The organism is Muricoccus pecuniae (assembly GCF_014199205.1).
GTDB lineage: Bacteria > Pseudomonadota > Alphaproteobacteria > Acetobacterales > Acetobacteraceae > Roseomonas > Roseomonas pecuniae.
The window spans coordinates 55,441-69,648 of the sequence record NZ_JACIJD010000010.1 but is presented as its reverse complement, the minus strand read 5'-3'; the positions used below and the strand labels follow the sequence as shown (position 1 = coordinate 69,648).

The 14,208-nt window shown below is 69.0% G+C and carries 13 protein-coding genes; 10 read left to right on the top strand and 3 right to left on the bottom strand.

Annotated features, from left to right (window positions below; genetic code table 11):
• Positions 1–10: 10 nt before the first annotated feature.
• Positions 11–2,413, top strand: coding sequence for a heavy metal translocating P-type ATPase (locus tag FHS87_RS12180; protein WP_184518501.1), 2,403 nt, complete (start codon positions 11–13; stop codon positions 2,411–2,413).
• Between the two features lie 65 nt (positions 2,414–2,478).
• Here the strand turns inward: FHS87_RS12180 and FHS87_RS12175 are convergent, their stop codons facing one another.
• On the bottom strand, positions 2,479–2,943 hold the full coding sequence (locus FHS87_RS12175; protein WP_184518500.1) for a hypothetical protein: 465 nt from the start codon (positions 2,941–2,943) through the stop codon (positions 2,479–2,481).
• A gap of 226 nt (positions 2,944–3,169) precedes the next feature.
• Between FHS87_RS12175 and FHS87_RS23765 the strand changes: the two genes are divergently transcribed.
• From FHS87_RS23765 to FHS87_RS12155, 4 genes are read left to right on the top strand one after another with little or no spacing between them, the layout of a single operon-like run.
• On the top strand, positions 3,170–5,536 hold the full coding sequence (locus FHS87_RS23765) for a multicopper oxidase domain-containing protein (RefSeq protein WP_246418356.1): 2,367 nt from the start codon (positions 3,170–3,172) through the stop codon (positions 5,534–5,536).
• Between the two features lie 20 nt (positions 5,537–5,556).
• Positions 5,557–6,330, top strand: a complete 774-nt coding sequence (locus FHS87_RS12165; RefSeq protein WP_312861979.1) for a copper resistance protein B — start codon at positions 5,557–5,559, stop codon at positions 6,328–6,330.
• A gap of 58 nt (positions 6,331–6,388) precedes the next feature.
• Positions 6,389–6,868, top strand: coding sequence for a response regulator transcription factor (locus FHS87_RS12160; RefSeq protein ID WP_312861978.1), 480 nt, complete (start codon positions 6,389–6,391; stop codon positions 6,866–6,868).
• Positions 6,865–8,187: an ATP-binding protein gene (locus FHS87_RS12155; protein WP_312861977.1), complete on the top strand. Its 1,323-nt coding sequence runs from the start codon at positions 6,865–6,867 to the stop codon at positions 8,185–8,187. Before FHS87_RS12160 ends, FHS87_RS12155 begins: the two co-directional genes overlap by 4 nt.
• Positions 8,188–8,558: 371 nt before the next feature.
• On the opposite strand, the gene chrA is transcribed toward FHS87_RS12155, so the two are convergent.
• Positions 8,559–9,938 (bottom strand): chromate efflux transporter, encoded by a 1,380-nt coding sequence (gene chrA, locus FHS87_RS12150; RefSeq protein WP_184518491.1) that lies wholly within the window; start codon positions 9,936–9,938, stop codon positions 8,559–8,561.
• Positions 9,935–10,771 (bottom strand): chromate resistance protein ChrB domain-containing protein, encoded by an 837-nt coding sequence (locus tag FHS87_RS12145; protein ID WP_184518488.1) that lies wholly within the window; start codon positions 10,769–10,771, stop codon positions 9,935–9,937. The genes chrA and FHS87_RS12145 overlap by 4 nt, the downstream gene beginning before the upstream one ends.
• A gap of 350 nt (positions 10,772–11,121) precedes the next feature.
• On the opposite strand from FHS87_RS12145, the gene phaP reads away from it, so the two are divergent.
• The 5 genes from phaP (at position 11,122) to FHS87_RS12120 (ending at position 14,117) form a co-directional block, all read left to right on the top strand.
• On the top strand, positions 11,122–11,529 hold the full coding sequence (gene phaP, locus FHS87_RS12140; protein WP_184518486.1) for a phasin family protein: 408 nt from the start codon (positions 11,122–11,124) through the stop codon (positions 11,527–11,529).
• A gap of 331 nt (positions 11,530–11,860) precedes the next feature.
• A complete protein-coding gene (locus FHS87_RS12135) occupies positions 11,861–12,238 on the top strand; it encodes a response regulator transcription factor (RefSeq protein ID WP_184518483.1) in 378 nt (125 codons plus the stop codon).
• A gap of 266 nt (positions 12,239–12,504) precedes the next feature.
• Positions 12,505–12,711 carry a heavy-metal-associated domain-containing protein gene (locus tag FHS87_RS12130; protein ID WP_184518480.1) on the top strand — a complete coding sequence of 69 codons (207 nt, stop codon included), beginning with the start codon at positions 12,505–12,507 and terminating at the stop codon, positions 12,709–12,711.
• Positions 12,712–12,855: 144 nt separating this feature from the next.
• Entirely contained in the window at positions 12,856–13,233 is a 378-nt protein-coding gene (locus FHS87_RS12125) for a copper resistance CopC family protein (RefSeq protein WP_184518477.1), read from the top strand.
• Positions 13,230–14,117, top strand: coding sequence for a copper resistance D family protein (locus FHS87_RS12120; protein ID WP_184518474.1), 888 nt, complete (start codon positions 13,230–13,232; stop codon positions 14,115–14,117). Before FHS87_RS12125 ends, FHS87_RS12120 begins: the two co-directional genes overlap by 4 nt.
• Positions 14,118–14,208: the final 91 nt, after the last annotated feature.

Genomic DNA, 14,208 nt, shown 5'->3' with positions numbered 1-14,208 from the left:
GGCGGCGAAGATGAAGGGTCAGCACTCCGGTCACGGGCATGCACACGGCCACCAGCACGGGCCCGGCTGCCACCACGGCCACGACCACAGCCACGGCGCCATGGCCGCCGATGATAGGAAGGTTACCGATCCCGTCTGCGGAATGAAGGTGGATCCGGCCACCTCCAATCACCGCCTGGAGCATGGTGGGACCACCTTCCACTTCTGCTCGGCTGGCTGTCGGACCAAGTTCGAGGCCGACCCGGAAAAGTACCTCGCGCCCAAGGTGGCGACGGCGCCGTCCGCTGCCCCGAAGGGAACCATCTACACCTGCCCGATGCACCCTCAGGTCCGGCAGGAGGGACCGGGCAACTGTCCCATCTGCGGGATGGCCCTCGAGCCCCTCGAGGTGACGGCCGACGCCGGGCCGAACCACGAGTTGATCGACATGACCCGGCGGATGTGGATCGGGCTGGCCCTGACGATCCCGGTGGTTATCTTGGAAATGGGCGCCCACATTCCCGGGCTCGGGCTGCACCACCTGGTCTCGCCGACGACGTCGACCTGGACCCAGTTCCTGCTGGCGACGCCGGTCGTCCTCTGGGCGGGTTGGCCCTTCTTCCTGCGCGGCTGGCAGTCGGTGGTGAACCGCAGCCTAAACATGTTCTCGTTGATCGCCCTCGGAACCGGGGCCGCCTACCTCTACAGCCTCGTCGCGACCTTCGCGCCCGGCGTCTTCCCCGAAGGCTTCCGCGGCATGGATGGGACGGTAGCTGTCTACTACGAGGCGGCGGCCGTCATCACCGTGCTCGTCCTGCTCGGGCAGGTGCTGGAGCTGCGTGCCCGGGAGCAGACGGGCGGCGCCATCCGCGCCTTGCTGGACCTCGCGCCCAAGGCCGCCCGCCGCATCCGGCCGGACGGGACGGACGAGGAGGTCAACCTGGCCGAGGTGCAAGTGGGTGACCGCTTGAGGGTCCGGCCCGGCGAGGGCGTGCCGGTGGACGGCGAGGTGCTCGAGGGCGGCGGCTCGGTGGACGAGTCCATGGTCACCGGCGAGTCCCTGCCCGTCGAGAAGGCGCCCGGCTCCAAGGTCATTGGCGGCACCGTGAACGGCACCGGCTCCCTGGTGATGCGCGCCGACAAGGTCGGCTCCGACACCATGCTGTCCCGCATCGTCGGCATGGTGGCGGAGGCCCAGCGCAGCCGGGCGCCGATCCAGCGCATGGCCGACCAGGTGTCCGGCTACTTCGTCCCGGCGGTCATCGCCGTCGCGGTCATGGCCTTCGTCGCCTGGGCCGTCTCGGGCCCGTCCCCGGCACTCTCCTACGGGCTGATCGCGGCGGTGTCGGTGCTCATCATCGCCTGCCCATGCGCGCTCGGCCTGGCCACCCCGATGTCGATTATGGTTGGCGTGGGCAAGGGTGCCGGTGCGGGCGTCCTCATCAGGTCAGCCGAGGCGCTCGAGCGCATGGAGAAGGTCGACACCCTGGTGGTGGACAAGACCGGCACGCTGACCGAGGGCAAGCCCAAGGTCGTGGCAGTGGTCACGGCGCCGGGACTGACCGAGGCCGATGTGCTCCCGCTCGCCGCCAGCCTGGAGCGATCGAGCGAGCACCCGCTCGCCGCCGCCGTCGTCGCCGCGGCCAAGGAACGCGGCATGGCCTTCTGGGAACCGGTAGACTTCGCTTCCGTCACCGGGAGGGGTGTCACCGGCATGGTCGACGGCCGCCGGGTCGCGCTGGGGAACTCGCGGCTCATGGCCGACCTCGGCGTGGACCTGGGCGACCTCTCGGCCAGGGCAGACGAGCTGCGGCGTGAGGGCGGCACAGCGCTGTTCCTCGCCGTGGATGGCAAGCCCGGCGGCGTCATCGCGGTGGCCGACCCCGTCAAGCAGACCACGCCCGCCGCCCTGGAGAGCCTGCGCGCCGAGGGCATCCGCATAATCATGCTGACCGGCGACAACGCGACCACGGCCGAAGCCGTCGCGCGGAGGCTCGGGATCGACGAGTTCCAAGGCGACGTCCTACCAGAGGACAAGCACCGCATCGTCCGGGAACTCCGCGCGAAGGGAAAGGTCGTCGCCATGGCGGGCGACGGCGTGAACGACGCACCGGCCCTGGCGGAGGCCGACGTTGGCGTCGCCATGGGGACGGGCACGGACGTCGCCATGCAGAGCGCGGGCGTCACCTTGGTGAAGGGTGACCTCGCGGGCATTGCGCGGGCACGCACCCTGAGCCGCGCGACCATGCGGAACATCCGGCAGAACCTGTTCCTGGCCTTTGTCTACAACGCGCTCGGGGTGCCGCTCGCCGCGGGTGTGCTCTACCCGGTCTTTGGCATCCTGCTCAGCCCGATCGCCGCCGCGCTGGCCATGGCGCTGAGTTCGGTGTCCGTCATCGGCAACGCTCTGCGCCTGCAGTCGGTCCGGCTTTGAAAATGCCGATGGAGGAGGCATTCAGGACGCGGTGGCGGCTTGTCGAGCCGCCACCGCAAGTAGGCTCAGCGGGCCCTGGTGCCGCCCTGCCCCTGCATCCCAGTGGAGCCACCCATCTGGCTGCAGTGCTGCATCATGGCCTGCATGTCCGGGCTCATGGTGGCGCCCGGCCGCGCCTGCTGACGCATCTCGGCGCAGTGGGCCATCATCTGCTGCATGTTCATACCGGACATGTTGTGGCCCTGCATGCCGCCACCCTGCGCACTGCTTCCCCTCATGCCAGGCATGTTCGAGTGATCCATACCCTGCATGTGGGACCCGCTCATGCCCGGCATCCGGGAATGGTCCATCCCCTGCATGCTCGTGGCGGGCGTCGCGGTCGACCGGCCCGCGGGCTGGATCGACAGGTCGGCAGCGGAGGGTGCCGAAGCCTGGGGCGCGGTTTGCTGCGCGCAAGCGGCGGCCCCGAGCGCAAGAGTCAGCCCGAGAACCAGGCGCGTATTCCGAAATCCGTGCGAAGCGACGGTCATGCTTCCTCCTTTGGGCGACGCCACGCCGGACCGGGCTGGCCAAAGCATTGGAAGTCCCGTGTCCGGCGGGACGGAACCATCCGCGGCTGGCATGGCCCACCGGCCGTGACAGCACACGCGCCGCGCGCAAGCGCGCCGCGACGGCAGGCTACGGGATCTCAACGCGGCCGTCCCCGATCCGGCACCCCGGCAAATCTTACGTTTTATTGCCGGACCCCCGCAGTGATTGCCGCGCCGGGCCCAAGCCTTGATATCGGGAGCCGCGGGTTGCGCGCCGCGTCCAAGCGTCTCCGGACGCAGTTCGAGTGGAAAGGAGTGTTCCAGCATGGCTGAGATTTCCGTGTCGCGGCGCAGCATGCTGGCCGGTGGCATCGCAGCCATCGCCGCTCCAGCCCTGCCTGGAACCGGGCTCGCGCAGCCAGGGCTCGGGCGGGCCCTGCCGCGCGAGTTCAACCTCGCCATCGAGCACGTCACCCTGAACATCACGGGCAGGCCGCGTCCGGCAATCGCCATCAACCGGCAGGTTCCCGGCCCCGTCCTGAAGTTCCGCGAAGGCGAGGAGGTGCTCATCAACGTGGCCAACCGGCTGCGGGAAGAGACCTCGATCCATTGGCACGGCCTCATCCTCCCAAGTGGCCAGGACGGCGTGCCGGGCATCAGCGACGGCTTCCAGGGCATCGCGGCTGGCCAGACGCACCAGTATCGCTTCCCGCTCGTACAGTCCGGCACCTACTGGTACCACAGCCACTCGGGCACGCAGGAGCAGGCCGGGTTCTACGGCCCGCTGATTATCGAGCCGACCCGCCCCGATCCGTTCGGCTACGACCGCGACTACATCATCCAACTCTCCGATTGGACCGACGAGAACCCGCATCGCGTCATCCAGAATCTCAAGCGTGATCCTGGATACTACAACTACAACAAGCGCACAGCGGCGAGCCTCGCGGCCGAGTTGGCGCGCGCGCCGAATGCGGCAGCCCGCGAGGCCATCATCCGTGACCGGATGATGTGGGGTCAGATGCGGATGGACCCGACCGACATCGAGGACGTCACCGGTTACACCTTCCTCGTCAACGGGCGGACGCCGCAGCAGAACTTCACCGCGGTGTACCGGCCAGGGGAGACCGTCCGCCTGCGCTTCATCAACTCTGGCGCCATGAGCCACTTCGACGTCCGCATCCCCGGTCTGGAGATGACGGTGGTCCAAGCACACGGCAACAACGTGCAGCCGGTGACCATCGACGAGTTCCGCATTGCACCCGCCGAGACCTTCGACGTCCTCGTGCGTCCCACCAACGCGCGACAGTTCCAGATCCTCGCGGAGTCCATGGGGCGCCAGGGATTCGCCAGTGCGAGCATCGCCACTCAGGAAGGCCTGCCGATGCTGGCCCTGCCGCCGCACCGTGAGCGGCCGCTTCTGACGATGGCCGACATGGGTGGCGACTACGGGCCGAAGGGCCTGGACCGCGGCACGCTGCGCCCGGAGACCGACCGGCCCGGCCAGATCGCTCCCATGGACATGGGCTCCATGGGTGGGATGGATCACTCCGGCATGACTGGTGGCGGCGCCGGAGGCGGCATGCAGGGAATGGATCACTCCAACATGCCTGGGATGAACCACGGCACCTCTGCCCCCTCGGTCGGACGTGGGCGGGGGAGCATGGCTCCCTCGAGCGCTCCGGCCGTGGACCACTCCAACATGCCAGGTATGGATCACTCCACGATGCCCGGCATGGGTCGGAGGTCCTCCCTGGCCAGTGACCCTGGGTTCCGCTTGGCTTCCGCGAGCCTGCCGACGGCATCCGTGCCCGGGGCGGGTGGCTTCACCCTGGTCCAAGCCCGCCAAGGCCAGGGGAGCATGCAGGGCATGGATCACTCGAACATGCCGGGCATGGACCACTCCAACATGCCTGGCATGGGCCAGCAGACGGCGCCGAGCAGGCCGCAGGGACGGCAAAACCAGCAGCCAGCCCCCCGGCGCGATCAGCGCAGCGCGGCTCCGGCAGCCCAGGACCACTCGGCCATGGGCCACGGCGCCCCAGGCACGGGGCAGGTCGGCCAGGTCGATATGTCGGCCGCCAATGCCCATGCCGGTCACGGCGGGATGGCGCCGCCTGACCCGTTCGCCGTGAACACAGGGGCGCCTCCTGGCACCCGGGTGCTCACCTACCGGCACCTCAAGGCACTCTCGAACCCCTATCCCGTGCGGGAGCCGAACCGGATCATTGAGGTTCGCCTCACCGGCAACATGGAGCGGTACTTCTGGGCCATCAACGGCAACCGCTTCAGCGAGGCCCAGCCAATCGTCCTGACCCTCGGCGAGCGCGTGCGGATGCGCTTCATCAATGAGACCATGATGAGCCACCCGATGCACCTGCACGGGGTCTGGATGCAGCCGCAGGTCGGAAACGGCGCTCAGAACCCGCTGCTGCACACCGTCAGCGTCAGGCCGGGCAGCACGCTCGACGTGGACGTGGAGGCGGACGCCGAGGGAGGCTGGGCCTTTCACTGCCACATGCTGATGCACATGGAGACGGGAATGATGCGGAAGGTCGAGATCCGGCGGCAGCCGCGCGTCGCGTCCGCCGGTTGATGGTCGTGGAGCAAGCACCGGTGCGTCTCTCGTCCGCCTCCCTGCTGCCCGTCCTCACCCTTCTCGGTGCGCTCTGGGCCGTTGACGCCGGGGCGCAGCAGGCCGCCTCGCAGAACGCGGCCCACGACCCCGGAGCCCACGCGGCGTCGTCGCACGAGCTGTATTACGGCGCGGTGCTCTTCGAGAAGCTGGAGTGGGGCGTCGGCCTGGACGGCTCGCCGAACGTCGCGCGCTGGGACGGGCAGGCGTGGTACGGCACGGACTACGACAAGATCTGGCTCAAGACGCAGGGCGAGGTCGAGCGTGGCCGCCGGGCCGAGAACGCCGAGGTGCAACTGCTTTACTCGCACCTCATCGGCTACTACTGGGACTTCCAGGCGGGCATCCGCTACGACCCGCGCCCACGTCCGGACCGCACCTACGGCGTGATCGGCATCCAGGGACTGGCGCCTGGCCTCTTCGAGGTCGACCTGCAGGGCTTCGTCAGTGAACGGGGCGACGTCTCGGCACGCCTCGAGCTGTCCTACGACATCTACGTCACCCAGCGGCTCGTGCTTCAGCCGAATGCCGAGATCAACGTCGCGCTGCAGAAGGTCCCCGAGCTCGGCGTCGGCAGTGGCTTCAACGACATCGAGGCGGGCCTGCGCCTGCGCTACGAGTTCACCCGCGAGGTCGCGCCCTACATCGGCGTGAACTACACGCGCCGCTTCGCTGACACGGCCCGCTATGCAAGGCGGGAGAACGAGCGCGTGGCATCGGTGGAGTTCCTGACCGGCGTCCGGCTCTACTTCTGAGCGCGAGGGTGCGCATGGGCCGCCGTCGCGCCGTCCGCCCCGCTATCGGTGTGTCGCGGTGACCAACTGCCTCGGCGACAGCGGCCCCCGGCGGGGGGCGGACGACTTCGTCGTGAAGCCAGCCGACCCGCGCGAGCTGGTCGCCCGGATACGCGCCGTCCTCCGCCGCGTGGCTGGCGCCGAGGGCGCGCCGGGAAGCGAAGGCCAGGAGGTGGCGCGTTTCGCCGGTTGGTCCCTAGACACCCGCCGTCGTGAATTGCTCCGGCCCGACGGCGTTGCGGTTGAGCTGACCAGCGGCGAGTACGACCTCCTGCTGGCCTTCGTGGAGCGGCCGCAACGCGTCTTGACGCGCGACCAGCTCCTGGACCTCGCCCGCAACCGCCCCTACGGGGGACTGGACCGTTCGATGGACGTTCAGATCAGCCGCCTGCGCGCCAAGCTGGGTTCGAGGCGCCACGGGGACGGGGAGCCGGGCCTCATCAAGACGATCCGCGGAATCGGTTACCTGCTCTCCAGCCCTGTGGAGTGGTCGGGGTGAAGCGTTTCCTTCCCCAATCCCTCGCCGCCCGGACCTTGGCGGCTCTCACCATCGGCTTTGCCGTCCTGTTCGCTGCCATGGTCGGCGTCCATGACCTCCTGCTGCGGCAGGCGGTGGAGCGCGGGAGCGAGGAACTGCTGGCCCAACGACTGGCGACCTTGGTGGACGCCGTGGCCGCGGCGCCCGAGGCCGATCGGGACCGGGTGGCCCACGCCCTGTCTCGCCCGGATCTCGAGGTCCACTGGACGTGGGACCGGGCGCCCACGCCCGAGCACCCTTCTGCCGGGGAGTGGCCTACAGTCGCGGCCAGGACGAGGGCGCTGAGCGGCCTCGCGAGCGAGGTGCACGTGCGCCCCGGACGCCACGACGCCGCATCAGACCGCATCGTCGGCATCGGCGCCGTGGCGCGCCTCGCGGACGGCTCGTGGCTCAACGTGGAGATCGCCTCCTTCAACACGCTGTCCGCCGACCAGAGCGTGCTGCACTCCTACGCGGCGGCGATCGGCCTGGCCCTTCTCCTCGCGGTGGGGTTCGCGGCGCGCTCGGTCTCGGCGCCGGTCGCCGCCCTGGCGAGAACCGTTTCCCGGTTCGACCCCGAGCAGGATCTTCCGCCGCTTCCCGCCTCCGGCCCGCGCGAGGTGCGGCAGCTGGCCGAGGCGTTGAACGACATGGCCGCCCGCACCCGCGACGCCTTCCGCCAGAGAACCCTGGCGCTGGGCGCCCTCTCGCACGACCTGATGTCGCCGATCGCACGCCTCAAGCTGCGCGCCGAGGATCTCCCGCACGAGGACAGGGAGCCGATCCGCCGGGACCTGGCGGAGATGGAGACGATGGTGTCCGACGTCCTCGCCTACCTGCGCGGCGGCCATGCTGGCGAGGCCGTCCAGCCGGTGGCCGTCGCCGCGCTCGTGCGCACCGTGGTGGACGAGTTCGCCAACGGGGGGACGCCCGTCCGTGAGGGCCGGATGGACGAGGACGCGGTTGCCCCGGCTCGCCGGGTCGCCATCAAGCGCGCCGTGACGAACCTGGTTGCCAACGCGCTCCGGCATGGGCGCGACCCCTGGGTCGAGGTCGGATGCACGTCCGACGAGGTGCTGGTGCGCGTGAGCGACTGCGGAACCGGCATCTCACCCGAGGACCTGCCGCGGGTGACGGAGCCGTTCTTCAGGGGTGATCGGGCACGAACGGCGGGTGGCGGCAGCGGTCTTGGGCTATCGACCGCACGGGCCATTGTGGAAGCTCACGGCGGCAGCCTGGAAATCGGGAGCGCGCCCGGCCGAGGAACGTCGGCCACTATTCGGCTTCCGCGCACGCGGTAGGAGGCAGGCGGCCGCACCGCTGTAGACAGATTGATGTAGCCTGCCCCTGCTTGGGGCCGCGATCCTTTTCCAGCAATCAGGCAAGTTGACCGGATGTCTAGACTTGGCCGGAAGCGGACTGGCCGCTTTCCAGCGGACATCTGGAAAAGCGACCATTGGGCGAAAGGCCAGGCTCGGCAGCTCTCGGCTAACAACGGCCCTCGCCGCAGCGGGACAGGTTTGCGGAAACGGAAACCCATCTCTTGCCTGGACCTCACTTCTATTCCGCAGACGGAGGTTTTCGGAACGGATGGAGCGGAACCGGTCAGGAATGGCCGACATGAGTGGGCTCCCTGCCTTTGTTCGCCTATCGGGCCGCATGGCCCCTGCCCTCAGCCCAAGGCGAGCTTGGCCACCAGCCCTACCGCGGCGGTAATACCGAGCGTCCGCAGCAGCCCGAGCTTGAGGCCGAACAGGCAGACCGCGGCGAGTGCGGCGAGCGCAAGGGCGAGCGGATCCAGGCTGCCGAGAACCGGCGCGTCCAGGGCGGCCGGGCCGACCTCCACGCGTCGCACCTCGGCGAAGAGCACCCGCAGACCGAACCAGAGGGCGAGATTGGCGATGACGCCCACCACCGCCGCCGTGACCGCCGCCAAGGCGCTGGTCAGCTCCCGGTTAGAGTGCAGCCGCTCGACGTAGGGCGCGCCGAGAAAGATAAAGGCGAAGCATGGCGCGAAGGTGACCCACACCGTCAGCACCGAGGCCAGCACGCCCCAGGCAAGCCCGCCCTGGCCGTAGCCCGCCAGGAAGCCCACGAATTGCAGCACCAAAATGAGGGGGCCGGGCGTCGTTTCGGCAAGGCCGAGCCCGACCAGCATCTGGTCGGGTGTCAGCCAGCCGTATCCCTGCACCGCCTCCTGCGCGACGTAGGCGAGCACGGCGTAGGCGCCGCCCACCGTGACCACCGCCATCTTCGAGAAAAACCAGGCGACGTCGGCGAAGACGCCACGCTCGAACAGCATGAGCGCCGCCACGGGAAGCAGCCAGAGCGCGACCCCGACCCAGCCCGCCTGCCATGCCTTTTCCGCGAGCCGCGCCGGGCGGCCCGGATCCGCCGCGAGCACTGCGTCCAGCACGGCGAGCGGGCCATCCTTTGCTTCGCCGTGGCTGCCGCCCTTGAAGGCGCCCGGCGCGAAGTAGCCGATCAGCGCGGCCGCCAGCACCACGGCGGGAAAAGGAACCCCGAATGCGTAGAGCGCGACAAAGGCGGCCGCGGCCAGCGCCCAGGCGGCCCTGGTCTTCAGCGCGCGTCGAGCAACGCGCAGCAGCGCCTCGACGACCAGCACCAGCACGGCGCACTTCAGGCCGAAGAACAGGGCGGCGACGACCGGCACCTCGCCGAGCGTGGCGTAGAGGATGGAGAGGCCGAGCATCACCGCCATGCCCGGCAGGACGAACAGGACCCCGGCCGCAATGCCGCCGCGAACGCCGTGCAGCAGCCAGCCCAGGTACGTGGCGAGTTGCTGTGCCTCAGGACCGGGCAGCAGGGTGCAGAAGTTCAGCGCGTGCAGGAAGCGGGCGTCGGAGACCCAACGACGGTCATCGACCACCTCGCGGTGCAGGAGCGCTATCTGCCCGGCTGGGCCGCCGAAAGAGAGCAGGCCGATCCTCAGCCAGACCCGCAACGCCTCGGCGAAGGATGGCAGGCGCGGCTTGTCCTCGGCAGACACGCCGGGCGGGGTGGTGGTTACCCCGAGTGCGACTTCGCTCATGCGACCGTCTCCGAACGGGTGTTCATGGTGGCCGCGGGCCAGTCATGCGTCTCCGCAACCGCGTCACGGCTCCAGCGGAAGAAGGCATCATACAGGCCCATTGCGGCGTCCAGCTGGGCCAGGTCATCCCGGTACATGCGCGACAGGCCGAGCGACGCGGCCAACAGGCCTGCCGACTGGGGCGTGAGATCGGGCCGATCGGTGTCGGCACCACGAACAATCAGGGCGAGGCGGGAGAGCGCCTCGGACTTCAGGCCGAACTCCTCGACCATGGCGTCAAAGGTGCAGCCCTCTCCGCGGTGGCTCCAGAAGACGTCCTCGACGTCGAACGGGGTCGCAGTGAAGCGTTCAGCGACCGCCCGCACCTCGGAGGGCGCGACGAACAGGAACACAGCCTTTGGATCGACGAAGCGGCGGATGAGCCATGGGCAGGCAATGCGGTCGATCTTTGGCCGGGACCGTGTGACCCAGACCGTGCGGCCCTGAGGGTCAAGGCTCGGGATGTGGTCAGGCCGGAGCAGCATCCCATTGCCCGCTACCCAGCCCTCGAAGCCACCTTCCAGTACTTCAGCCTTGGCACCGGCATGACGCAGCCAGGCGGCGACACCCTGGCTGAGTTTCAGGCCGCGCTCGCAGATGACGACGACGGAGTTGCCGACGAACTCGGCAGCCCAATCGGGCGCAGAGGCCGCGTCGCGCAGGACCGATGTCGGGATGAGTCGCGGGTCGGACGAGTAGTCCTGCTTGGTGCGGACATCCAAGAGGACCGGTGCATCGGGCAGACCGATGAGGCGAGAAAGCTGAACGGCAGTGATGGTGTCGGGCGCAGGCATGGGGCGTCCTCTCCCTTCGGCGCGGGATTGCGGACGCGATACTTCAGCCGAAGCCTCACGGGGCGATCGCGGTTCCCCTTGCCAGAACAGTGGCTCCTTGCGGCTACGGGCGTCAAGTCGTCCTGCTGGCGCTTTCCAGGCAGAGACTATCGTTACTGACCGGGAGCGGAATGGCCGCTTCATAGCATCGAGGGACTGCAGATCAGTACCGCCGTTCGCAGGCCTGCCGCATGCTGCACTGCACAATTGTCTTGCGAACGCTCGGTCGGCGAGCCTAGACGTCTCTATGTTGCGCCGCAGCAAGGTGGGCACCAGCTCCCCAGCGGCGCAGGCAGACGAAGGAAACAACCATGTTCATGCAGAACGGCGTACCCCAGGCGAATGAGATGATGGCCCGTCTGTCCAAGGCCGCTACCGACGCAAGCGCATTCAACCGTGCCAGCCTCGAGGCCGCCACCCGTTCGGTCCAGCTCTGGACCACAGGCCTGCAGGACATCAGCCAGCGCTACCTCACGATGTACCAGGGCATGGCCGAGGGCTTCGTCGCTGGCGCCAAGGCAATGACCTCCGCGAAGTCCCCGCAGGAGGCCGCCGCGATCCAGACCTCCTACTTCAAGACGGCCCAGGAGCGGGTGACCGGCCAGGCCAGCCAGATTGGGGAGGTGACCGCCCAGCTGTTCAAGCAGGCGTCCGCGCCGATGGTCGAGCAGGCCGCGGCCGCCTCTACGATGATGGCACCGCACAAGCTCGCCGCCTGACATCCGCGACCCGGCCAGCCGGTGGATTCGTCCACCGGCTGGCCGAGACCCGGGTATGATTGCCCTGGGCCAGTGGGGCGAGGTTCCGCCTGGCATGCCGTTGCAGCGGCACCAGCGCGCACGGCAGATGTTCCGCAGCGACGTCAATCCTGCTCCCCTTTTCGGCCCGCCTGCCTTCCTACGATGGCGCACCGGCGCCCGTTCCAAGCGGCCCCGAGGCCTCTGATGTCCGATCCAGGAAGCGCAGTTCCGTAGGCCAACGGGCCGCTCTTTTTTGGCGCTCCTGGTCGCGGCTTCCCCACCGTCTCCGAAAGCCCGGCAGAAGTTGAGCATGAGTGTTGTTGTCCTGATCGAGGACCACCTACCCGCCACAGATCGCCTGGTCACCGTCCTCGGTGCGGCGGGCATCGAAGTGCTGAAGGCTGACTGTCCCCGCAGCGCCGTCAGCCTCGCCAACTCGGCCCCCGCCTGCACGGCGATCGTCTCCGACAGGGATCTGAGCGTCAGCGCAAATAGCGGGGATGCCGCGGGGCAGGCGCTGCAGTCCGCCGCCAACCTGCCGCTCGTCCTAATCGACGGTGGCGACGAGCACTGGTACAGGCGGGAAGCGGCGAGATGGAAGCGTTCTATCAGCAAGCCGTTCGACCCGGAGCAGCTCGTGCAGGCCCTCCGTGAACTGGCGCGTCCGGGGAAGCAGCCCCGCCTCTAAGGACACAGTCGAGCGCTGGCTCGGCGAGAACCAGCCATCTGTTTGGGTGGTGCTACGTCCACTTATGGGGAGCTCTAGGCGGTGCCAGAATGGCGGAAACGGGCGCTGAGCAGACATCTGGTGCGCCAGCCCTCCACAGCCCGCGCCGTCGCGGAGATTACCAGCCTCCTGCTCTCCGTTCTGGAACGGCGGACTCCGCGTCGCCCCTTGACCTTGCCAGCGTGGGAAACCCCACCTCTCAGCGCGCCAGCAAGGAGGAAGGCGAGATGGTCCGCTTCGTGATCGAGAACATGAACTGTGGCGGCTGCGCCAAGGGGGTGACCGCAACCGTGAGAGCGGTGGACCCTTCGGCGCAGGTCGAAGTGGATCTCGACAGGAAGGCGGTGACGGTGATCGGTGGTCACGTCGAGGGCGCCGCCCTGACGCGGGCCCTGCAAGCAGCTGGGTGGAAGGCGGAACACTCCGCCGCCTGAGGCCAGGCTTCCACGCGGAGCGGGTGGGCGGCAGCAACAAATTGGTGCGCGTTCGCGACTGCGGAGCGCGGGCCGCCCGTCTAAACCATGGCGCGCGGGCTCGCCCCAACCCGTTCCGCGGAAGGACCGCGCACAGGAGATGTCATGTTCTCACGATACGCCTTCGTCAGGCACGGCCTCTTTGCCGCCGCCCTGGCCACTCTGGTGCCGAGCGTCGCGTCCGCCCACGCAATGCTGCACTCCTCGGATCCTGCGGACGGCGCGGCCCTGGCCACGTCGCCGCGCGCCCTGAACCTGACCTTCACCGAGGACTGCCGTGTCACCGCGCTTCGCCTGCTCGACGAGGGCGGTCGCGAGCACCAGCTGCGCCGCGAGGGTGGGAGGGCACCGTCCAGCAAGGCGACGGCCACCGTGGCGGCGCCGCTGCCGCCGGGCGCCTACCGTCTCGAGTGGCGGGCCATGGGCGACGACGGGCACGTCATGAGTGGGGCGGTGCGCTTCGCCGTGAACGCCGCCCGGTGATCCTGGAACTGCTGCGTCCGGAGCCGGAGTGGCTCCGGTTCGCCTCCTCGGGCCTGCGCGTCGCCTACTACGTGGCATGCCTCGGGACGGCCGGGCTGGTCCTGTTCGCCATTGGGTTCGGGCGGCGGCAGATCCGACAGGACGTCGCCGCCTGCCGCCGCATGACTGTCGCAATGGCGCTCGCTGGGCTGGCGTTCAGCCTCGCTTGGCTGGCCGCCCAGGTTGCCCTGGCATCGGGCGGGGACCCGTTCGACACCGAAGTCTGGGACATGATGCTGATGTCCCGCCCCGGCGTCTCCGTCCTGATCACCTGGGCGGGTCTGGCTGCCATGGCCTGTGCCGCATGGTTCGGGCGAGCAGCCGCCGTTGTCGGCGTGGCTGGCGTTCTAACGGTCGCTGCGAGCTTCACCGCCGTCGGCCACACCACCCAGCACCAGCCCCGGCTCCTACTCGCGGCCGCTCTGGTGCTGCACCTCGGCGGGGTTTCGTTCTGGGCGGGAAGCCTGTGGCCGCTCGCCTTGGCCTCGAAGCGCGGCGGCCCGGAGGCCGCCCGTCTTGTAGAGGCATGGGCGAGGGTCGCCGCCTGGGCCGTGGGTGGCCTCGTTGTGGCGGGGGCGCTGCTCGCGTGGCTCCTTGTCGGGCGTCTAGAGGTGCTCGTGGGCACGGCCTACGGATGGGCCTTGCTGGCGAAGGTGTCGCTCGTGGGCGCCTTGCTCGGCTTCGCAGCCTGGCACCGGTTCCGGCTTACCCCAGCGCTCGCCGCGAACGCGCCTGGATCGGGGGCGCGTCTGGCCGCATCCATTCGGTGGGAGATTGTCGTGATGGTGCTGGTCTTCTGGGCCGTGGCGGAGATGACCTCGACCAGCCCTCAAGGCGGAGATTGACGCGCACGTCGCACCAAGCGGTGGACGTGTTGGCGTACCGAGAACGCGGGCGTGCCCGCAGCGGTCATGGCGGACCGCCCGGGTGACGAGG

Excerpts from the sequence above, each read along its gene's own strand:
- FHS87_RS12135 (WP_184518483.1), top strand. The coding sequence starts at position 11,861 with ATGAGTGTTGTTGTCCTGATCGAGGACCACCTACCCGCCACAGATCGC.
- FHS87_RS12125 (WP_184518477.1), top strand. The coding sequence starts at position 12,856 with ATGTTCTCACGATACGCCTTCGTCAGGCACGGCCTCTTTGCCGCCGCC.
- phaP (WP_184518486.1), top strand. The coding sequence starts at position 11,122 with ATGTTCATGCAGAACGGCGTACCCCAGGCGAATGAGATGATGGCCCGT.
- FHS87_RS12175 (WP_184518500.1), bottom strand. The coding sequence starts at position 2,943 with ATGACCGTCGCTTCGCACGGATTTCGGAATACGCGCCTGGTTCTCGGG.
- FHS87_RS12130 (WP_184518480.1), top strand. The coding sequence starts at position 12,505 with ATGGTCCGCTTCGTGATCGAGAACATGAACTGTGGCGGCTGCGCCAAG.
- FHS87_RS12180 (WP_184518501.1), top strand. The coding sequence starts at position 11 with ATGAAGGGTCAGCACTCCGGTCACGGGCATGCACACGGCCACCAGCAC.
- chrA (WP_184518491.1), bottom strand. The coding sequence starts at position 9,938 with ATGAGCGAAGTCGCACTCGGGGTAACCACCACCCCGCCCGGCGTGTCT.
- FHS87_RS12145 (WP_184518488.1), bottom strand. The coding sequence starts at position 10,771 with ATGCCTGCGCCCGACACCATCACTGCCGTTCAGCTTTCTCGCCTCATC.